Raw genomic sequence first — 20,738 nt, 5'->3', positions numbered from 1 at the left:
TATATCCACTCGTTTTGTATTGCACGACTATTTGCACTGGAGCATTGATGTCTCACGCCCTGATGGCTTTTTCCTCTCTGTATTTCGCTACTCTGCTGATGCTGCTCGGAAGTGGTTTGTTGAGCACTTATCTGGGTTTGTACCTGTCCGCGCGGGAGGTGAGTGAGATCTGGATTGGCGTGCTGATGACCGGCTACTATGCCGGCTTGGTGCTGGGGGCGTCGGTTGGCCACAGACTGATCGCACGAGTGGGTCATATTCGCGCATTTGTGGCCAGTGCCGGAATCGTTACTGCCTCTGTACTAGGGCATGCGCTCACAGACAACGTATCAGTCTGGTTGGCTCTGCGGCTGCTGACCGGTATGGCAATGATGTGCCAGTACATGGTGCTGGAGAGCTGGCTAAACGAGCAAGCCGAGTCGCACCAGCGCGGCATGGTGTTTGCCAGCTATATGGTGGTGACCTTCCTTGGGTTGGTGCTGGGGCAGGTGGTATTCACTGTCATGCCTGAACTGCAGATCGAGCATCTGCTGTTTGTAGCCATGTGTTTCTCGCTTTGTCTGGTGCCCGTCGCGGTCACCAAACAGATTCACCCTGCGCCGCTGCATCCCGCACCGCTAAAAGTGAAACTCTTTGTACAGCGCATTCCGCAGGCGTTGACCACGGTTGCAGTATCAGGGCTGATGCTGGGGGCTTTCTACGGTATGGCGCCGGTCTTCGCCAAGACCGAGGGGCTGACCACATCGCAGATTGGTGTTTTTATGGCGGTAACTATTTGCGCAGGCCTTATGGCGCAGTGGCCTGCGGGTTGGTTGTCTGACCGGGTTGACCGTAGTCATCTGATTCAACTGAATGCCATCGTACTTACGGGTGTTGCGCTATTGATGGCGCTTGATTTACTGCCAGGCATGGCCTTGATGGTCCTGACAGCGATCTTTGGTTTTCTGGTTTTTACGCTTTATCCGCTTGCCGTCGCCTTGGCCAATGACCATGTTGAGCCCGATGATCGGGTGCCGTTGTCGGCAATGCTGTTGGTGACCTTTGGCTTGGGTGCCAGCATTGGCCCGTTGTTGAGTTCGGTAATGATGAAGGTATGGGGGCCCGAAATGCTCTACATCTTCATGGCCTGCTGTTCGATGGTACTGGTCTTCAGAGTGCGTGCCGCTACGGTAACGGGTGAGCATCTGGTTGAAGAGGCGCCACTGCACTTTATGCCGGCAGCAGGTAACCTGGCCAGCTCGCCTTTGTCTGCAGCGTTCGACCCCCGCGTTGACGAACAGGCTGTCGCTGATCAGATGCAGGATGACGTCGTAGAAGAAGAGGAAGCCATGAGTGAAGCAGAGGTGGCGGCAGCCGATGCGGATCAGGATGATCATCGCCCCGGCTGATACGGTACTTTCTAAAAGAGATCTTCCTTCTCGATCCGGCGCGCCTCACGTTGCAAGTAGTTTACATAGCGATCTATTTGGCGCTGGGCGAGGGGGGAAGGCTGTTGGAAGTGAATGCCAATTTGTGTTTCGTTGGCGGTTTCTATGAAACTAACGTGGCGAATAACCACGGCCAGTTCAAGTCTTCCTGTCTCTGGTAGATGCAGGTGGCAGGGCGAGAATAGCTCGCCCGGCTGAAGTGATGAGCACTGATCCCCTTCAATACGCGCTTTGCATCCGGTCGCTGAAATATCCATCAAGTAGGTAGTCAGCGTGCGTTGACGTTCTGGGTGGTTCAGCTCTAATGGGACATCAGCTGTACGTCGCACACTCGCACGAAACGCGCCGCGCTTCTGATGATACATTAGCTCTTTAGGCAGTTTGGTTGAGTATGCCGGGGCTTCATCAAATACGATTTGAGTGGCTTGGCCAGCGGCACAGCTCCAGCGCATGTGTATGCCTTCATGCCATGCGTCTATTTTGAATCCTTCGCCCTGGCTGGCATAGCGATCGCCCTCACGGGGAATCATTTCGTCGAGACAAAGGGCGTCGGCATCTGAGTCGACGTTGACGATAAAGCTCTGAAACTTCTGCGCGCGGTCATCAAAGGTGATGATTAGTGGATCGCGAGACTGCATCAGAGTTTTGAGTAAGGCTGTTATCTCAATGGCGGAGCGAACTTCGCGGGGCGGCTGCGGGCCTGCTTCTTGTGATAGTAGGGTAGACACTTCGAGCTCTCGATTTTATTGATTTAGCTGAGATAACTATACAGCAAGCTGGCTGTTTGGTATCAGTCTTAGACCTTTGTGAGGTCGCGGGAGATACCGGTACGACTCCGATTACCCAGCTGGTCATAGACATTTTGTCCGGATTCACCCTGGTTGCGTAAAAGGTCGAGTAGGCTGGAAGTGCTGTTTTGACTATGGCGCACCAAACGCGCGTTGCCGTCGTTGGCTGCTTTGCATTGCCCAAGGCGCTCAATGAAGCCTTGGTAGGCTGCGCTTAGCTCTGCATCGCCCAAGCTGGCGATATGACTTTTCAGCCCGTCGTCAGCAATATGCTGTGCGCTGCAGTAAGCTTTGATGCGGAAGTCGTGATTCGCCAAGGCTTCGATGAGCGGGCGTTTTTCCTGCAGGATTTTTTCAAGTTCGTCCATGTTTTGCTGGACGATTGATTCTCTCTCGCGCTCTGACAGTGCAAGATAATGCTCACAGTCCTGATCAGCCTGTTGAAGGATAGAGCTCAACTCATGCATCGGTATCTCCGTAAGCATGGGCCTGGATCAGATAGCTGCTCAGCTTTCTAAGCTAAGCAGCTTGTCGGCAATCCGCGTACTGTCGACCTGATAGCTGCCGTCAGCAATGGCCTGTTTTATTTGGTTGACCCGCTCACTGTCGACTTCCGGAAGGTCGCGCAAACGTTCTTCGATCGCCTGAAATTGCTGTGCTTGCGGGCTCAGGCTGACAGAGGAACGCTCGGTGCTGGTTTCTTTCGCTGCAGTGGTAGTCGCTGTTTCTGTCGTGTCGAGCGCGGCGTCACGCTTGCCAGCTGTATTGCTTGTCTGGCTGTTACGACTGGCCCCAGAAGGACCATTTGTCGAGTTGAAGTCAATGACCATGATGGTTTCCTCAAACTGTAAAATCTTCTCTAATTGCTTTAACGGCCGCGAGGCTGAAAACTTTAGGGAAAATAAGTGTGAAAAGCATCACTGTTTGGCGTGCTCGGCTCTGACGTGAGTATATCCGAAAATTCCTTGTTCATCACATGTCTACCCTGACTTGCCCCGCCGCGCTCACACGCGCTTTTATTTCACGGTTTGATCGTGTGTTACGCACTCTTATCTGGGCGCCCACCGCACCGTTCTCCATCGCTTCACCTGGCATTTTCACTGACACGCTACCGTTGCTGGCGCTGATCACAACTTTGTCGCCGCGGCGGATAACTTCATTCTGCGCAATGATAGCGAAGGTAACTATGGTGTCGGGTGCTACTGGTCGGGTCAAGCGCATGCCGATGGCCTGCTCCGGCTCAACCAGATACTTGTCGCGCAGCAAGCTGGTGTCTCGCTCCTGTAGTGTCAGATCACTGGCGCTGAGTACGGTGTCCCTGGAAAGGGGGCGGGCGCTGACGAGCACCTGCTGATAGAGGCTGACCTGGCCCGGAACGAAAAGGCGCCAGGGTGAGTCGCTGTTGCAGGTTAGCCTGACGGTCACTCGACCAACGGGAATATTCGGACTTTCCAGTTCTGCGCTAAGCTGTTCTTCAGGGCATAGCGGCAGGCGTAATCGGGCATCAAGCCGATTGAGCTTGATTTCGTAGCGCCCGGGCTGGCCAGTGCGAGCAATATGTTCCTGTACTTCTTGCTCAAGAAACTGATTGGTCGCGCCGATAAGCTGATCAATGAGGGGGGTCGCGAACAGTGGCGAGGAAAAAAATATCGTCAATGCCGCGCACCTGGTGAGGAAACGCATACAATTACCTTTAATAACAAACGATCGGTGCGTGTCATTTTACTGTCGGTTCGATAGCCTTATTGTCGTACTGCATGAAATATGCCGCATTGAGCACAATACGAAAAGGAGCTGCCCATGGCTGGTGTAATGGATTCAGTCAATCAGCGTACACAGCTGGTTGGCCAGAATCGGTTGGAGCTGCTGCTGTTCAGGCTGGCAGGTAATCAGCTGTACGGTGTGAATGTGTTCAAGGTCAAAGAGGTGTTGCAATGCCCTCGCCTGACCATGATGCCGAGGCTGCATCCGGTCGTGCGCGGAGTGGCGCATATTCGCGGCGGAACCTTGCCCATTCTCGATTTGAACCGGGCGACCGGCGGCCCGGGGCTTGATAATCTCGACACCGCGTTTGTTATCATTACCGAGTACAACTATAAGGTGCAGGGGTTTCTGGTTCGCTCGGTCGAACGTATCGTCAATATGAACTGGTCAGAAATTCATCCGCCGCCAAAGGGCACTGGGCGTGATCATTATCTGACAGCAGTGACGCGCGTTGATAATCAGATGGTTGAGATTATTGATGTCGAGAAGGTCTTGGCTGAAGTCGTGCCAACCAACGAAAAAATCTCAGAGGGGGTCATCAGTCAGGAAACCCAGGCGGAAGCTGTCTCGCGCAAGGTGTTGATAGTCGATGACTCCTCTATCGCGCGCAAACAGGTGTCTCGATGTTTGCAGGAAGTGGGGGTAGAGATCATCACGCTCAACGATGGCCGGCAGGCGCTGGACTGGCTTCGCGCGCAAGCCGACCTGGGCGAAGATGTGAGCAAGACGCTACTGATGATGGTCTCGGATATTGAAATGCCCGAGATGGATGGCTACACGCTGACGGCAGAGATCCGCAATGATCCGCGGCTGAAAAACCTGCATGTGATGTTGCACACTTCACTGTCAGGGGTATTCAATCAGGCAATGGTCAAGAAAGTGGGCGCAGATGATTTTCTCGCCAAGTTCAAGCCTGATGATCTGGCTCAGCGTGTTATTGATCGGCTTCATGCTCTGCGCGAGCAGACTGATTAGCCGATGGTGATAACTTTATCGACTACAACAACACAAGGCGGCCCGTGTGACTTTGGCTAATCAGGACTTTCAGGCTTTTCGTGAGTTTTTGGAGAAGGCCTGCGGCATTGTGCTGGGTGATAACAAGCAGTATCTGGTATCAAGCCGGTTGAATCGCTTACTGGAGCAGGAAAAAATTGGCAGCCTGGGGGAGTTGGTAAAGCGTATTCAAAGTCAGCCGCGCAGTAATTTGCGCGAGTTGGTTATTGATGCAATGACGACTAATGAGACTCTCTGGTTTCGCGACGTCTATCCTTTCGAGGTGCTCAAGAAAAAGCTGATTCCGGAGTTTATCAAAAGCAATCCGAACCAGCGCTTGCGTATCTGGTCTGCTGCTTGCTCTTCCGGGCAGGAACCCTACTCGCTGAGCATGTCGATTGACGAGTTCGAGCGGAGCAATGCGGGCCAACTGCGCAGCGGTGCGCAAATTGTCGCGACCGATCTGTCTGGTGGTATTTTGAACGCCGCCAAAAGCGCAGAATACGACAGCCTTTCGGTTGCCAGGGGGCTTTCGCAGGAGCGGCTGGCACGTCATTTTGATCAGTTGGCGCCTGGCCGTTGGGCGCTGAAGCCGGCGTTGCGCAATCGCGTCGAGTTTCGTGCTATCAACCTGCTCGACAGTTATTCGATGCTTGGCAAGTTCGATATTGTGTTCTGCCGTAATGTGCTCATTTACTTCTCGGCTGACGTAAAGAAGGACATCTTGCGGCGTATTCATGCCACGCTGAAACCCGGTGGTTATTTGATGTTGGGCGCCTCTGAGGCTCTCAATGGTTTGCCGGAGCTGTATCAGATGGTCCAGTGTAATCCGGGTATCGTTTACCAGGCACGTTGATCTCTGCTTAACGTATTGCCGCTGACAATGGCGGCAATACTTTTGCCGCTTTACCTCCCCTCCGATTTATCCTTTGTTGCCGTTTGCCGGTAACTCCTTGCCGCTTTTGCCACATTTTTTTTTCGCAACTAGCTGAATTTTATGGGTTTTTACTTTTGGCACGCTGCTTGCTTTGTTGTTGGCATAGAGGCTTTTTGGCTTTGTGCCAGAACGAGGAAGGTTGCCATGAGTATCAGTTTCGACAACGCATTGGGTGTGCATGAGCAAGCACTCAAGTTCCGCTCCCAGCGGGCTGAGGTGCTGGCTAACAATCTGGCTAATGCGGAAACCCCAAACTACAAAGCGCGTGACCTGGAGTTCAGTGCCGTACTGGCGGCTCAGCAGCCAGGTGGCAGCCAGTCAGTCAGCCTGGCGCAAACCAACTCGGGTCACATTGCCGCCGATAGCCTCATAGACCAAGTGGCTGGGCTGCGGTTTCGCACCCCGCTACAGCCTTCGCTCGACGGCAACACAGTAGATGCAGAGGCAGAGAAGGCCGCTTACGCACAAAATGCGATCGACTTTCAGGCCAGCTTCACCTTCCTCAACAGCAAATTCAAGGGCCTGATGACAGCCCTGCGGGGAGATTAAACCATGTCTCTTGATAAAGTTTTTGATATCGCTGGCTCTGGTATGAGCGCGCAGTCGCTGCGGCTTAACACCGTGGCCAGCAATATTGCCAACGCCGAGACGGTTTCGAGCAGCATTGATCAAACCTACCGTGCGCGTAACCCGGTTTTTGCAACCATCTTCAGTGCTGAGCAGGGCGCTGGCGCCTCCTTGTTTAGTGATCAGCAGCAAGTTGGCGAAGGTGTTCAGGTTTTAGGTGTTGTTGAGTCCGACGCGGAGTTAGAACCGCGCTATGAGCCCGATCATCCCATGGCGAATGAAGATGGTTATGTGTTTTATCCCAACGTAAATGTGGTTGAAGAAATGGCTAACATGATGTCTGCTTCCCGGTCCTACCAGACCAATGTGGAAGTCATGAATACCGCCAAAACCATGTTGCAACGCGTCCTGACCCTGGGCCAGTAAACGGAGACATACCGACATGAGTGTCAGCAATAATGTGGCAGTGGGCAACAGTGTATTGGACCAGTACAAGTTCGATACAGATCGTGAGCCTAAGAGCGACGAGCTGGGCAAGGATCAGTTTCTCGAGTTGTTGGTTGCGCAGATGAACAATCAGGACCCCCTTTCCCCGCAGGAAAACGGTGAGTTTATTGCCCAGCTGGCGCAATTCAGTACGGTCGAAGGCATCGAGAACATGAACACCTCGATGGAGGCTTTGCTCAGTGGTTATCAGTCTTCACAGGCGTTACAGGCATCTTCTCTAGTGGGTCGTACCGTGATTGTGCCGTCTGATCAGGCGATTGTGGATACGGCTACCGGGGTCGAAGGTCAGTTCGCTCTGCCGGAAGACAGTGGCGCAGTATCTATCAAGGTGCTCGACAGCGCCGGTAGCCTGGTGAATACCATCAACATGGGTGATCTCAAAGCCGGGATGCATGATTTCAAATGGGATGGCAAGGATGGTAGCGGCAATGTCTTGCCGCCAGGTGCCTATACCTTTGAAGCGACCGCAGCGGTAGGTGGTACAACCAAGCAGTTGGCTACGCTGTTGCCGGCCAACGTGGATAGTGTATCGCTGGGGGCTGGCAATAATGGTGAGTTACTACTCAATGTGGCTGGCCTGGGCAGTATCAGTTTATCCAACGTTTACTCGATTAAATAACAGTCGTCCGCATCAGGCTGAGGAGAAATATTATGTCTTTTAATATCGGTTTGAGTGGTATCCGGGCGGCAGCTTCCGATCTGAATATCACAGGTAATAATATTGCGAACGCCGGTACCGTCGGCTTCAAAAGCTCGCGTGCCGAGTTTGCTGATGTCTATGCCGCCTCGGTTTTGGGTACTGGCAGCAACGCCCAAGGCAGTGGCGTGAGGTTGCAGAATACGGCGCAGTTGTTTACCCAGGGCAACATCGGTTTTACCGAGAACAGCTTGGACATGGCCATCAACGGTAACGGGTTCTTCGTTACCAGCAAGGATGGTGCGCTGTCTTATACTCGCGCTGGCTATTTTGGCACTGATAGCGACGGTAATATCGTCAATAACGCAGGTGAGCGCTTGCAGGGGTTTGCGGTCAACGCGGTATCCGGTCAGATCGATCAAGGCATTCAGACGGATCTTCGTGTTGATACGCGTTCAGCTGATCCGAATGCCACTACATCTATCAGCTCGACGCTGAATCTGAATTCTACACAGACCCGGCCCCCGGTCTACTCGCAAGGCTATGATACTGCCTATGCGGCTTCAATCGCTGGCGCCGTCGATCCTGCCAACCCGACGCCGGCTGAAATCGTGGCGGCCGAGACCGCAGGTCTGGCGGCGGCGCGAGCTACCTTTGATCCGACTAACTCGGCGTCTTACAACAGCTCTACGTCGGTGAAGATTTACGATAGCCTGGGTAACGATCACGTATTGACGAAGTACTTCGTGAAAAATGACGCGAACAGCTGGGATATGTACGTCCTGGTAGACGGTCGTGACCTGCAAAGCGGTACGCCTGCTACCGATCCAGCTTTTGATCCGACGGCAACCACGCGTTATGACGTGGACTTTAACAGCGTGGGTGAGCTGGTTAGTCCTCAGCCATACAACATAACCGGCTGGCAGCCGCTGGATAGTGAGGGGCAGCCAACGGGGGCCGAATCTCCGGTAGCGAATCTCGACCTGAATCTCACTGGCTCCACGCAATATTCATCCAGCTTCGCGGTGACCGCAGTATCGCAGGATGGCTTCACTACGGGTGAGCTGGCTGGCCTGGGTATCGATAAGTCCGGCTTGCTGGTGGCGCGCTATACCAACGGGCAAACTCGGGTTCAGGGGCAGGTGGTGCTTGCTACCTTTGCCAACCAGCAGGGCTTGAGCCCCTTGGGTAATACGGCTTGGTCGCAGTCATTCGAGTCGGGCGAGCCGGTAATAGGAGCGCCTACTACGGGGACATTGGGCAGTATTCAGTCCGGTGCGCTGGAGCAGTCGAACGTTGACATTTCCGAGCAGTTGATCAATTTAATCGTGGCGCAGCGCAACTATCAAGCTAATGCCAAAACCATTCAGACTGAAGATGCGGTGACCCAGACCATTATCAACCTGAGGTAAGTCGTCAGCGTATAAAACGGCGATCTCAGCGGCAATACCGGCAAATAGGCGTGCCGGTATTGCCGCTTTTTTTTGTCCTTTATTTTTTAAGTCTATGATTTTTATTGCTTAAATAGTAAATGTGGGTTGATGGCATGGTCTGTGCTTTATCTTCTGTATCAAGAGCAAAAGCGGCAATTCTTTGTCGCGTCAGTTGATGCGGGAGAAAGGACATGGACAAATCGCTATACATATCCATGACGGGGGCAAGCCAAAACGCGTTAGCGCAACGTTCGCACGCCAACAACCTGGCAAACCTCACCACCACCGGGTTTCGCAAGGACTTTGAACAAGCGCGCTCCATGCCGGTTTTTGGCGATGGGTTTGCTACCCGCGCCTATGCAATGACTGAGCGTCCTGGCACCGACTATTCCGCCGGAAGCATGCAAGAGACAGGTCGCGAGTTGGATGTTGCCGTCCAGGGCGAAGGTTGGATAGCAGTGCAGGCTCCAGATGGCACAGAAGCTTACACGCGTGCTGGCAACCTCAAGATTGATGCTTTTGGGATTCTGCGTACCTCTGGTGGCCTGCCAGTGCTGGGTAACGGTGGCCCCATTGCGATCCCGCCAGCAGAAAAGATCGAGGTTGGCTCGGACGGCACCATCAGCATCCGTGCCCTGGGTGAAGCACCCACGGTCATGGCAGAAGTAGATCGCATCAAACTGGTTAATCCTGATCCTGCCAGCCTGCGTAAGGCGGAAGACGGCCTGATGCGCGCTGATGGCGGCCTCGAGCAACCGGCCGACGGGGCTGTGCAGGTTGCGACCGGTTTTCTGGAAGGCAGCAATGTCAATGCGGTTGAAGAGATGACCTCGATGTTGACGCTCGCACGGCAGTTTGAGCTGCACATCAAGATGATGCGCACCGCTGACGAGAACGCTCAGGCGTCAGATCGCGTCCTGCAAATCAGTTAACGTTTAATAGCAGTGTCAGTTAACTGACACGCGAGGAGAGACACCATGCTCGCAGCACTTTGGGTCAGCAAAACCGGTTTGTCCGCTCAGGACACCATGCTCACCACTATTTCCAACAACCTGGCTAACGTATCAACTACGGGTTTCAAGCGTGATCGGCCGGAGTTTGAAGATCTGCTGTATCAGGTCAAGCGCCAGCCTGGCGGCCAGAGTACTCAAGACACGCAATTGCCTTCAGGTTTGCAGTTGGGTACGGGTGTACGGGTGGTGGGTACCCAGAAGATATTTACCGAGGGCACGCTGCAGACCACTGAGCAGCCACTGGATATGGCGGTCAATGGCCGCGGGTTCTTTCAGATCCTGATGCCCGACGGCAACATTGGCTATACCCGTGACGGTAGTTTTCATCTCGACGCCGATGGTCAGATTGTTACGTCCAATGGTTTCCCGCTTGAGCCTGGCATTGTGCTGCCAGATGACGTCCAGACACTGACCATAGGTGAAGACGGCACCGTCAGCATTTCGGTATTTGGCAATCCCGGCATTCAGCAGATTGGCAATATTCAGACCTCGGATTTCATCAACCCGGCGGGGCTGCAGTCGATTGGTAATAACCTGTTTTTGGAAACCGCCGCCAGCGGCGCGCCGCAGAACGGCAATCCGGGCGATAACGGTCTGGGTACTGTTCTGCAGAACACCCTTGAGAACTCCAACGTCAGTGTGGTTGAAGAGTTGGTCAACATGATCACCACTCAACGCGCTTACGAAATGAACTCCAAGGTTATTTCCACCGCAGACCAGATGCTGCAGTACATCAGTCAGAATCTCTGACGGGAGCTTAGTGTCATGAACTTCTTGCGTAACGCGTTGGTGCTTTTTGGCTTGGTGAGCCTGGTTGGCTGCATGCAGATGCCGCCAACCCGGGACGACCCGGCTTATGCCCCGGTTTTGCCGCGCACACCCTTGCCGCAGGAGTTGAACAACGGCGCTATTTACCAGCCCGGCTTCGAGATGAGTCTGTACAACGACCGTAAAGCGCATCGCGTCGGCGACATTATCACCATCACGCTGAGTGAGCAGACGGCCGCGCAGAAGAAGGCTGAGAACGAAATCGATAAAGAAAGCAACGTGTCCATTGGTAACCCAACCCTGTTAGGCAATACGGTTGGGTTCAAGGGCCTGGATCTGGGGGTGAGTGTTTCCGGTAATCGTGGCTTTGATGGTTCCGCCGACGCCAACCAGAGCAATAGCCTGACGGGCTCCATAACCGTAACTGTGGCTGAAGTGCTGCCTAACGGCATTCTGGCGGTACGTGGTGAAAAATGGATAACGCTGAACCAGGGCGATGAGCTGATACGTATTTCCGGTCTGGTGCGCGCGGATGATATTGGGCCGGATAACACCGTGCTGTCGACTCGGGTCGCCGATGCGCGCATTACCTATTCGGGTAACGGCGCTTTTGCCAATGCCAGTCAGCCGGGTTGGTTGAACCAGTTCTTCCTCAGCCCGCTGTGGCCTTTCTGACAGGAGAGACAAGATGCGCTTTTTATCGCTCTGCCTATGTCTGTTGTTGGCCAGTCCGCTGGTACAGGCTGATCGCCTGAAGGATATCGGCAGTATTGCCGGGGTCCGCAGTAACCAACTGATTGGCTACGGCCTGGTGGTTGGCCTGGACGGCTCGGGTGACCAGACCAGCCAGACTCCCTTTACCGTACAGACCTTCAATAACATGTTGGCGCAGTTTGGTATTACGGTACCGCCGGGTACTCGAATCCAGATGAAAAACGTGGCTGCTGTAGCGATTCATGCTGATCTGCCTGCCTTTTCGCGGCCGGGGCAGACCATCGACATCACAGTCTCTTCGATTGGTAATGCCAAGAGTCTTCGTGGCGGCAGCCTGTTGATGACGCCGCTCAAGGGTATTGATGGGCAGGTCTATGCTATTGCGCAAGGCAACCTGGTGGTGGGTGGCTTTGGCGCAGAAGGTGCGGACGGCTCGCGCATCACGGTAAACGTGCCCAGCGTGGGCCGTATTCCCAACGGTGCCAGCGTCGAGCGCGCGGTTGCCAGCCCCTTTAATTCCGGTGATCACTTGACCTTTAACCTGAATCGTCCGGACTTCACTACCGCCAAACGGGTGGTAGATGAGATCAACAGGACTTTCGGCCCTGACGTGGCGCAAGCCTTGGATGGCGGCAGTATTCGGGTGCGTGCGCCTATTGATCCCAATCAGCGCGTGGATTATCTGGCTATGGTTGAGAATCTGCGGATTGAGCAGGGTAACGCCGCGGCCAAGGTCATCATCAATTCGCGTACCGGCACCATCGTTATTGGTCAGGATGTGCGTGTGCAGCCAGCCGCGGTAACCCACGGCAGCCTTACTGTCACCATCAGTGAGAACGCGCAGGTGAGCCAGCCCGATGGCGTGCTGGCTGGTGGTCAGACCGTGATTGCACCCAGCTCGCAGATCAACATTGATCAGGGTGATAGCCGCATGTTTGTCTTCAATCCAGGTGTATCGCTGGACGAAATTGTACGTGCGGTAAATCAGGTAGGCGCGGCTCCTGGTGACCTGATGGCTATTTTGGAAGCACTCAAGCAGGCCGGCGCCTTGAACGCCGATCTGGTTATCATCTGAGTCGGGAGGCCAGCATGAGCATCAACAACAGCAGTCTCAACTACACCGACCTGAACAGTGTTAGTCAGCTGAAGTCAGGACCCAAGGCCAATAGCCCGGAGAATATCCGCAAGGTGGCTGAACAGTTCGAGTCGTTGTTTGTGAACATGATGGTCAAAAGCATGCGTGATGCCAATGCGGTTTTTGCTGAAGGCAACCCATTGAATACCCCGCAGACCCGGCATTATCAGGATATGTACGATAACCAGCTGTCGATTCACTTGGCGGAAAGCAAGGGCTTGGGGATGACCGATACCCTGATGCGTCAGTTGTCGCCGCAAGGCAGTACGACAGCCGCGTCTGCCAATGCTGGCAAACAGGCAGTAGAAGGGCTTGATCAGTCAGCTTTGCTGGCGCGTCGCCGACTGGCGATCTCATCCAACTATAGCGATTGGGCACAGCGTCACGCCCAGCAGAGCGCCATAGGTGCGCCTGACAGCAGTGAAAGCAAAGATAGTTCAAGCGTGGTGCAAAACTGGCAGCCGCTGCGCGCCCTGCAGGCGGCCGCTCGCAACGCTGAGAGCCCGTCCAGCGCACAGATGGTGAATAGCGATAGCGCTGCACGTACGCGCTTTGCCAATGCCGATGAGTTTGTTGAAACCATGCTGCCGATGGCTGAAAAAGCCGCTGCCAGGCTCGGTGTCGATCCACATTACCTGGTGGCCCAGGCCGCTCTGGAAACGGGTTGGGGCAAGTCAGTGATAAAAGGGAGCGATGGTGCCAGCAGCCACAATTTATTCGGTATCAAGTCGCATGGCGGTTGGCAGGGCGATTCTGCGCAGGTGATGACGACTGAGTTTCGCAACGGGGTAGCGGGTAAAGAGCGCGCCGCGTTCCGCAGTTATGATTCCTGGGAACAGAGCTTTGAAGATTACGTCAGCTTCCTGGAAACCAACGGCCGCTACCAGCAGGCTCTGGGCAGCACCGCCAACCCGGATTCCTTCTTCCGTGAACTGCAGCAGGCCGGTTATGCCACTGATCCGCAGTACGCCAGCAAGGTCTCGCAGATTGCTCGCAAGTTGATCAGTGAAAGTGACACTCGTGTAGCTAACAATACCGCAGCGGCTGATAGCGCTGAGGGCAGGGCATAATGGCTGACCTTTTTGGTATTGGTCTCAGCGGGCTCAAATCGGCTCAGACACAGCTGTCGGTCACCGGCCAAAACATCAGTAACGTCAATACCCCTGGCTATAGCCGCCAGACTGCGGTGCAGTCGACGCAGCTGCCCATTTTCACCGGCGCTGGTTACATTGGTAACGGTAGCAAAGTGGTGGATGTTGATCGCATCTATAATCAGTTTCTAACCAATCAGGTGCGCTCCAGCACCTCCAGCAACGCTGAAGTCAAAGCTTTTCAGTCGCAAATGGAGCAGCTTAATACGCTGGTCTCCAGTAGCGCGACCGGTATCACCCCAGGCCTGCAGAATTACTTTGATGCGCTGCAGACGGCGATCGAAGACCCGTCCAATCTGCCCGCACGCCAACTCTTTTTATCCGAGGCTGAAGGATTGGCATCACGTTTCAATACGGTACAGAGCAGTCTGGCGGGGCAGAACCAGTTTATCGGACAGCAGATGGGCACGCTGGCTGATCAGGCGAGCCGCCTGTCGGCTACCATTGCCGAGTTCAATGACAGCATTGCCAAGGCAGCAGCCAACGGTGCTCAGCCTAACGACTTACTGGACTCACGTGACGAGGCCGTGCGCGAGCTCTCCAAACTTATCGGTATCAGCGTGGTACCACAGGACGATAATCAGATTAACGTCTTTGTTGGGTCTGGCCAGCCCCTGGTGGTGGGTAGTGAGGCTTCAACCCTGTCAGTGCGCAACGGTGCGTCTGACCCTTCACGGGTCGATGTTGTGCTGACCAGTGGTGGCTCGACGCAGGATATTACCTCACTGCTTAGTGGTGGCGAACTGGGCGGTCTGGTGCGCTATCGTCAGGATGTGCTGGATCAGGCGTTGAACTCGATTGGTCGACTGTCATTGTCGATTGCTAATGAGTTTAACCAGCAGCAGGGGCAAGGGCTTGACCGTAATGGTAATGCGGGCTCACTGCTGTTCAACGACATTAATAGCGACGCGCTGGTGGATGGGCGCAGCCGTGCGCGGGCTAATAACAGCGACCCGAATGCCAAGCTGGACGTGCTGATCACCGATACTTCGCAGCTTGGTACCTCGGATTACGAGGTGGTTTTCAGTAGCTCGACCGAGTTTACCGTCCGCCGCACCTCTGATAACAAGGTAACCGGCCCCTACGATCTGACCAGTGCGCCGCCGCCAGAGCTGGATGGTATTTCCATTGAGTTGAGCGCCGGTAGCGTAGGTGCTGGCGATCGCTTTTTGCTGACCCCAACCCGTTATGCCGCGGCCAATATAGATGTGGTGATGACGGAACCTCAGGAGCTGGCGTTTGCTGCGCCGGCCAGCAGTGACGCCAATCTGGATAATCGTGGTACTGGTAGTATCACTCAGCCGGTGTTGACTGGTGGGCCTTCACCTATTGATCCTGCTGCGCTGCAGACCTTGCTGCCGGTTGATCTGAGCTATGACTCGGCAACCGGAGAGCTGACTAGCTCCAGCGGCACACTGACACCGTCTCCGTTGGTTATTACCCCTGGCCAGACGAACGACGTCGAGCTGACCGTGGGCGGCTATACTTTCAGTATGCAAATGAGCGGCAGGCCAAAGGACGGCGACAGTTTTAGTGTCAACTTCAATACGGGTGTCGCCGATAACCGCAACGCGTTGGTGATGTCCGAATTGCAGACGTCCAAAGTGCTGGGCAAGGCCAATGGTGCTGATGGCTTCTCCTTCGTTGATGGTTATGGTGATCTGGTGCAACGTGTGGCCACTTTCACAGCTCAGGCGCGAACGGATGCGGAATCGACCGGTGCTGTGCTGCAACAGGCAACGAATAACCGGGATTCCGTCTCGGCTGTCAGCCTGGACGAAGAAGCAGCAAACCTGATCAAGTTTGAGCAGTACTACAACGCCTCGGCTCAGGTTATTCAAGTTGCGCGGTCTTTGTTCGATACACTGCTCAGCAGTATTCGCTAACGGGTAACAAAATATGCGGATTTCCACCATTCAGCAGTTCAATAGCGGCGTGCGGGGCATTCAGGATAACTATGCCAACGCGTCACGTACGCAGGAACAGATCAGCACCGGTAAACGCATTTTGTCGCCCGCTGATGACCCGGTAGCAACGGTGCGTCTGTTGCAGTTGAGTCAGGAGTCCAACAAGCTGGAGCAGTACAAGAGCAATATGACCGCCGCCAACAACAGTTTGGCGCAGGAAGAGGCTATTCTGAATTCGGTCAACAACTCTCTGCAGCGTGTGCGTGAGATTGCACTGGAAGCCGGTGGTGGTGGTTTGACCGATGCCGATCGAGGTGCGCTTGCCACTGAGCTTGAGCAGCGTGAAGAGGAGCTGCTGGATTTGTTCAACAGCCGCAACGCCCGCGGCGAATACCTGTTTGGTGGCTATCAGAGTAGCGAAGCCCCTTTCATCAAGAACCCTGATGGCAGCTATAGTTATCAAGGTGACGAAGGTCAGCGCTCGGTGCAGATCGCTGGCTCAAAAACGGTAGCCTTGAATGATAACGGCAAAGATTTGTTCGTTGATGTGGGTAACGTTAACCGGGTACTGACTGCCGCCGATGCCGCCAATACCGGTACCGCGCGTATCTCGCTTGGCGTGGTTGAGAACAAGAACGACTACGATCAGAATTTTTATCCGCAGGGCAGTGTGAGTATCGTTATAGGCGCTACCGCCGATACCTACGAAATAGTCGATAGCGGCGGTACCCCCTTGGTGCCTCCGGTGACCGGTGCGCTTGAAGAAAACGATGACGGTGGTTACAACATTCGTTATGCCGGTGTTTCCGTCGTTTTGGGTGGTGCACCGGCGGCGGGCGACAGCTTCACCATCACCACCGGGGACAGTACCGCTACCAGTGATAAGCGTGAAACGCGTGGCATCCTGGAAACCATTGCGAACCTGCGTGAGACGCTGGAAACCCCGACGACCAGCAGTGAAGACAAGTTGCAGCGTAGGGACGTGATTGCCATCACTCTCGACAACCTCGACAACGCCATGAACAGTGTATTGCAGGTGCAGACCACCATAGGCGCGCGAATGAACGTGATTGAGTCGACGCAGCTGCAAAACGGTGAGCTGTCGCTGATCAATACGTCGGTCACCTCCGAGTTGGAAGACCTGGATTACGCCGAAGCATTGAGCCGTCTCAGCTTGCAAACAGTCGTGCTGGAAGCGGCGCAGCAAAGCTTCGTCAAGGTCAGCGGCCTGAGTCTGTTTAACCTCTTGTAGCCCGTTCTGTTGCGTTAGTGCGCAACAGGCGCTGGGCTAACGGCTGCAGCTTTCAACATCGCTATAAAGGCAATCGCAGCCGGAGAAAGCGGGCGTTGCAGACGGGTTACCAAGCCAAAACTGGTGCCGGGCATGAGCTTGGGCCAGTCGAGCAGCACCAGTTCACCCCGCGCCAGTTCTGCTGCCAATGTACTGTGGCTGGCAAAACTCAACGCGTCGCAGTTCATTACCAGTCGCTTGAGCACGTCCAGGTTGTCGCATTCCAGACTGATCAGCGGTGTATCTCGCGGAAAGGTGTCTTGCAGCAATTGCTCAATCACGCCAGGTAGCCGGAAGCTTGCTAACGGGTACTCGGCTAATTGTGCTGGCGTGAGTTGTTTGGCTTGCTTGATCAGCGGGTGGCCCGCGCGACAGAACAACAGGCTTGGCTCCTGCTGCAACGGCTCCACCTGCAGCAATGGGTCGCCCTCTAGTTCGCGAATATCCGCTACGAAAAGCTCGAGTTCTTCGGCCAACAGTTGGCGCCGCAGTGCAACCCAGTGTTGAATCTCCAGCCTGACTCGCACGCCTGGGTAGCGCTGGTTGAACTGGCCCAGAACGCGTGGCAGCAGATCGGCAGCCGGGAAGGGGCCTGCGCCGATGAGTAACTCACCTTCTTCGAGGTCATTGAATTGGCGCAGTGCATTTTTCAGTGACGTGCTCCCGGCCAATAGACGCTTGGCGTGCTCCAATACCAATTGCCCCTGCGGTGTCAGCTCCACGCCCTTCCCGCCGCGTTTGATCAGGGCGCAGCCCAGGCGGTGCTCCAGCGTCTGGATACTGCGGCTTAATGCTGGCTGACTAAGGCCAATAGCTTCACCGGCGCGGATAAAGCCCTGGTGTTCAACCAGGGCTGCAAAGTGGCGCAGTGACTTTAGGTCCAGCGGAGATTGTTCACTCATCGGCTCGCCAGTGATTCAATGATGGGACAGTCAGGTCGGTCATCGCCATGGCAGCAGTTGGCTAGGTCAGCCAATGTGTTGCGCATGGCCTGCAGGTCAGCAATCTTCTGTTCCAGTTCCTGCAGGTGTTGCTGCGCCAGACGTTTGACCTCGCTGCTGCTACGTGAGCGATCCTGCCATAGCATTAGTAGTTGTGCTATTTGCTCCATACTGAAGCCCATCTCACGTGCGCTATGGATAAAACGCAGGCTGTGCAGATCCGTTTGCGTATATTGGCGGTAGCCGGATTCACTGCGCGCCGGCGCGGGTACCAAGCCGATCTGTTCATAGTGGCGGATCATTCTTGCGCTGAGACCGCTGGCCTTGGCGACTTGACTGATGTTCATGGTTTCTCCGGGGTCCAGCGCTTCAACAGCAGCGCGTTGCTGACCACGCAAACACTACTAGCGGCCATCATCGCACCAGCCAGCATCGGATTCAGCAGGCCTACCGCCGCTAGAGGAATACCGACGCAGTTGTAAACAAACGCCCAGAACAGATTCTGTCTGATTTTACGCCAGCTAGCCCGCGATAACGAAAGCGCTGCAGGAACCAGCAGCGGGTCGCCGCGCATCAGCGTAATGCCAGCACTGTGCATTGCAACGTCGGTGCCCGTGGCCATAGCCAGGCCGATATCCGCTGCGGCCAGCGCTGGTGCATCGTTGATCCCGTCACCCACCATGGCAACCACACTATGTTTAGCACGCAGACCTTGTACTACCTCTGCTTTTTCATTCGGCAGTACACCGCCCCGAGCCTGCAGTATCCCCAGTTTTTGCGCGACTGAGTCTGCGGCGGCCTGGTTGTCGCCGCTAAGTAGCAGTGTCTTGATGCCTTGGTCGTGAAGGCGGGCAACGGCTGCGACTGCGCTAGGTTTGATGGTATCGGCAAAGGCTAGCATAGCCACTGCGCGTGGCGGGTTGTCGGCGGCCAGCCAGGAGATTGTCGCACCGGCGGTAGCCTGTTTCTGGACGTCGACGAGCCAAGCCGATAGGTCAATACCCTGGTCGGCCATCATGCGCTCGTTACCAAGCCATAGTTGCGTGCCGTCCACCATTCCTTGAGCGCCTCGTCCCGCGCAGACCTTGAAGCTGCTGGCTGCCGGCGCACTGACTGAATGCGCCTGGGCAAAATCGCATACTGCCTGCGCAAGCGGATGCTCTGCCTGCTGCTGAATAGCTACCGCCCAAGCCAATGCCTGCTCCTGCGTAATATCCTCAAGCAACTGAAAATTGGTGAGAGAGGGCTGGCCCACCGTCAAGGTACCGGTTTTATCGAAAACCACGGTATCAACCTTATGCGCTTGCTCCAAAGCGATGGCATCGCGGATAAGAATGCCGTGCTTTGCTGCCACGCCGGTGCCGACCATAATCGCGGTAGGTGTCGCCAGACCCAGTGCGCAGGGGCAGGCGATAACGAGCACGGCTATGGCATTGAGCAGAGCTTGTTCTGGCCCAATAATCAGACTGCCGATTACCCAGGTGAATAATGCGATCAGCATGACAATAGGTACGAAGATCGAGCTGACGCGGTCTACCAGGCGTTGTATCGGCGCTTTGGACGATTGTGCACTCTCTACCAGCCTGACAATCTGGGCCAGCCGCGTCTCTGCGCCTACTGCGCGGGTTTTCAGCAGCAGCAGGCCGTCCTGATTCATGGCGCCCGCGCTAACGCTGTCGCCAGGCTCTTTGCTCACCGGCAGGCTTTCACCCGTCAGCATCGACTCGTCCACATGGCTGGCACCGTCGCTGACTTCGGCATCCACAGGGATGCGTTCGCCGGGTTTGACCACGACCAGGTCATCGACCATTATCTGGTCGAGTGGCACCAGTTGGTCCTCTGCGTTACCAGTGCGCCTGCGAGCCGTGTCGGGGCGCAAGGCGCTAAGCGCGCGTATGGCTTCAAGTGTCTGCCCTTTGGCGCGGCTTTCCAGATACTTGCCAAGCAGGATAAAGCTGACAATGGTTGCGGAGGCTTCGTAGTAGAGCGCCGGATTCTCGCCGGGCGCGGCCTGCAGCAGGTGCCATGTGCTCAAGGCCCAGCCGGCGCTGGTGCCCAGGGCAACCAGCAGGTCCATATTGCCGCTGCGATTACGCAGCGCATGCCAGGCTCCCTTGTAGAAGCGTGCGCCAAAGATGAACTGCACTATCGAGGCAAGCACCAGCTGGAGCCAGGGCGGCAGCATAAAACTGTGATTGCCAAAGAGGGCAGGGATCATCCCTATACCCAAGGGCAGGGTAAAGGCGACAGCCAGTATCAGCCACGCCCGCTCCTTGCGCAGCTCGCTCGTCTGTTCGCGGTCCTGATGTTTGCCGGCGTCCAGCCACTGGCCGGGATAGCCAGCGTTAGCTAGCGCATCCAATACCAACTGGTCATCGGCGCCTTTGAGTAGGGTGATACGGGCTTGCTGACTAGCCAGGTTGACCTCGGCGCTGAGCACGCCCGCAATGTTCATCAAAGCCTGTTCTGCACGGCGCACGCAGCTGCCGCAGTTCATACCCTTGAGTTGAAGTTGACGCTCTTCTCGCTTTGCCGGGTAACCCGCCTTGTCCAGTCGAGCACTGACAGAACGCAGCTCCTCGGCGGTGGTGAAGTCGAACCGGGCGCTATTGGCGGCCAGGTTGACTTCCGCTTGCTGAATGCCTGTTGTGCTTGATAGCAGCTGTTCGACGCGGCTGACACAGCTGCCGCAGTTCATGCCGCCCAGTGTCAGGGTAATGGTCTGCATGTGGGTTCTCCAATTCTGCTGATGAACTCAGCATGCA

21 protein-coding genes are annotated in these 20,738 nt (G+C 55.3%); 14 read left to right on the top strand and 7 right to left on the bottom strand.

Features of this window, described 5'->3' with window-relative positions; genetic code table 11:
* The first annotated feature begins 47 nt into the window (after window positions 1-47).
* Window positions 48-1,388: an MFS transporter gene (locus H4J77_RS04275; RefSeq protein ID WP_123889709.1), complete on the top strand. Its 1,341-nt coding sequence runs from the start codon at window positions 48-50 to the stop codon at window positions 1,386-1,388.
* An 11-nt stretch (window positions 1,389-1,399) separates the two neighbouring features.
* On the opposite strand, the gene H4J77_RS20165 is transcribed toward H4J77_RS04275, so the two are convergent.
* The 4 genes from H4J77_RS20165 to flgA all read right to left on the bottom strand — a co-directional run bounded on the left by H4J77_RS20165 (window position 1,400) and on the right by flgA (window position 3,871).
* Complete coding sequence (locus H4J77_RS20165) at window positions 1,400-2,155, bottom strand: flagellar brake protein (protein WP_123889708.1); 756 nt, start codon at window positions 2,153-2,155, stop codon at window positions 1,400-1,402.
* Between the two features lie 68 nt (window positions 2,156-2,223).
* A complete protein-coding gene (locus H4J77_RS04265; protein WP_182247176.1) occupies window positions 2,224-2,682 on the bottom strand; it encodes a flagella synthesis protein FlgN in 459 nt (152 codons plus the stop codon).
* A 39-nt stretch (window positions 2,683-2,721) separates the two neighbouring features.
* Window positions 2,722-3,045, bottom strand: a complete 324-nt coding sequence (flgM, locus tag H4J77_RS04260; RefSeq protein WP_123889706.1) for a flagellar biosynthesis anti-sigma factor FlgM — start codon at window positions 3,043-3,045, stop codon at window positions 2,722-2,724.
* A gap of 142 nt (window positions 3,046-3,187) precedes the next feature.
* Entirely contained in the window at window positions 3,188-3,871 is a 684-nt protein-coding gene (gene flgA, locus H4J77_RS04255; RefSeq protein ID WP_259364718.1) for a flagellar basal body P-ring formation chaperone FlgA, read from the bottom strand.
* 144 nt (window positions 3,872-4,015) lie between these two features.
* On the opposite strand from flgA, the gene H4J77_RS04250 reads away from it, so the two are divergent.
* From H4J77_RS04250 to flgL, 13 genes are all read left to right on the top strand, one after another.
* A complete protein-coding gene (locus tag H4J77_RS04250; RefSeq protein ID WP_123889704.1) occupies window positions 4,016-4,954 on the top strand; it encodes a chemotaxis protein CheV in 939 nt (312 codons plus the stop codon).
* A gap of 46 nt (window positions 4,955-5,000) precedes the next feature.
* Window positions 5,001-5,828 (top strand): protein-glutamate O-methyltransferase CheR, encoded by an 828-nt coding sequence (locus H4J77_RS04245; protein ID WP_123889703.1) that lies wholly within the window; start codon window positions 5,001-5,003, stop codon window positions 5,826-5,828.
* 225 nt (window positions 5,829-6,053) lie between these two features.
* A complete protein-coding gene (flgB, locus tag H4J77_RS04240; RefSeq protein WP_123889702.1) occupies window positions 6,054-6,458 on the top strand; it encodes a flagellar basal body rod protein FlgB in 405 nt (134 codons plus the stop codon).
* Between the two features lie 3 nt (window positions 6,459-6,461).
* Window positions 6,462-6,902, top strand: coding sequence for a flagellar basal body rod protein FlgC (gene flgC, locus H4J77_RS04235; protein ID WP_123889701.1), 441 nt, complete (start codon window positions 6,462-6,464; stop codon window positions 6,900-6,902).
* A 16-nt stretch (window positions 6,903-6,918) separates the two neighbouring features.
* Window positions 6,919-7,602 carry a flagellar hook assembly protein FlgD gene (gene flgD, locus H4J77_RS04230; RefSeq protein WP_123889700.1) on the top strand — a complete coding sequence of 228 codons (684 nt, stop codon included), beginning with the start codon at window positions 6,919-6,921 and terminating at the stop codon, window positions 7,600-7,602.
* A gap of 32 nt (window positions 7,603-7,634) precedes the next feature.
* Complete coding sequence (locus H4J77_RS04225) at window positions 7,635-9,032, top strand: flagellar hook protein FlgE (RefSeq protein ID WP_123889699.1); 1,398 nt, start codon at window positions 7,635-7,637, stop codon at window positions 9,030-9,032.
* A 212-nt stretch (window positions 9,033-9,244) separates the two neighbouring features.
* The gene (gene flgF, locus H4J77_RS04220; protein WP_123889698.1) at window positions 9,245-9,985 is read left to right on the top strand and encodes a flagellar basal-body rod protein FlgF; all 741 of its coding nucleotides are present in this window, start codon (window positions 9,245-9,247) and stop codon (window positions 9,983-9,985) included.
* Window positions 9,986-10,030: 45 nt separating this feature from the next.
* Window positions 10,031-10,816 carry a flagellar basal-body rod protein FlgG gene (gene flgG / locus H4J77_RS04215; RefSeq protein ID WP_123889697.1) on the top strand — a complete coding sequence of 262 codons (786 nt, stop codon included), beginning with the start codon at window positions 10,031-10,033 and terminating at the stop codon, window positions 10,814-10,816.
* A 15-nt stretch (window positions 10,817-10,831) separates the two neighbouring features.
* Window positions 10,832-11,509: a flagellar basal body L-ring protein FlgH gene (gene flgH / locus H4J77_RS04210; RefSeq protein WP_123889696.1), complete on the top strand. Its 678-nt coding sequence runs from the start codon at window positions 10,832-10,834 to the stop codon at window positions 11,507-11,509.
* Window positions 11,510-11,522: 13 nt separating this feature from the next.
* A complete protein-coding gene (locus H4J77_RS04205; protein ID WP_123889695.1) occupies window positions 11,523-12,623 on the top strand; it encodes a flagellar basal body P-ring protein FlgI in 1,101 nt (366 codons plus the stop codon).
* Between the two features lie 14 nt (window positions 12,624-12,637).
* On the top strand, window positions 12,638-13,753 hold the full coding sequence (gene flgJ / locus H4J77_RS04200; protein WP_182247173.1) for a flagellar assembly peptidoglycan hydrolase FlgJ: 1,116 nt from the start codon (window positions 12,638-12,640) through the stop codon (window positions 13,751-13,753).
* On the top strand, window positions 13,753-15,720 hold the full coding sequence (flgK, locus tag H4J77_RS04195; protein ID WP_182247171.1) for a flagellar hook-associated protein FlgK: 1,968 nt from the start codon (window positions 13,753-13,755) through the stop codon (window positions 15,718-15,720). The genes flgJ and flgK overlap by 1 nt, the downstream gene beginning before the upstream one ends.
* Before the next feature lie 13 nt (window positions 15,721-15,733).
* Window positions 15,734-16,993 (top strand): flagellar hook-associated protein FlgL, encoded by a 1,260-nt coding sequence (gene flgL / locus H4J77_RS04190; RefSeq protein WP_182247169.1) that lies wholly within the window; start codon window positions 15,734-15,736, stop codon window positions 16,991-16,993.
* A 14-nt stretch (window positions 16,994-17,007) separates the two neighbouring features.
* On the opposite strand, the gene H4J77_RS04185 is transcribed toward flgL, so the two are convergent.
* From H4J77_RS04185 to H4J77_RS04175, 3 genes are read right to left on the bottom strand one after another with little or no spacing between them, the layout of a single operon-like run.
* Window positions 17,008-17,934 carry a LysR family transcriptional regulator gene (locus H4J77_RS04185; RefSeq protein ID WP_182247167.1) on the bottom strand — a complete coding sequence of 309 codons (927 nt, stop codon included), beginning with the start codon at window positions 17,932-17,934 and terminating at the stop codon, window positions 17,008-17,010.
* Window positions 17,931-18,320: a Cu(I)-responsive transcriptional regulator gene (gene cueR, locus H4J77_RS04180; protein ID WP_123889690.1), complete on the bottom strand. Its 390-nt coding sequence runs from the start codon at window positions 18,318-18,320 to the stop codon at window positions 17,931-17,933. Before cueR ends, H4J77_RS04185 begins: the two co-directional genes overlap by 4 nt.
* A complete protein-coding gene (locus H4J77_RS04175; RefSeq protein WP_182247165.1) occupies window positions 18,317-20,701 on the bottom strand; it encodes a heavy metal translocating P-type ATPase in 2,385 nt (794 codons plus the stop codon). Before H4J77_RS04175 ends, cueR begins: the two co-directional genes overlap by 4 nt.
* Window positions 20,702-20,738: the final 37 nt, after the last annotated feature.

Origin of the sequence: Pseudomonas sp. 5Ae-yellow (genome assembly GCF_014077575.1) — a bacterium.
GTDB classification, from domain to species: domain Bacteria; phylum Pseudomonadota; class Gammaproteobacteria; order Pseudomonadales; family Pseudomonadaceae; genus Halopseudomonas; species Halopseudomonas neustonica.
Note: the sequence above shows the minus strand (reverse complement) of the source record. Positions and strands in the feature narration are given on the sequence as shown.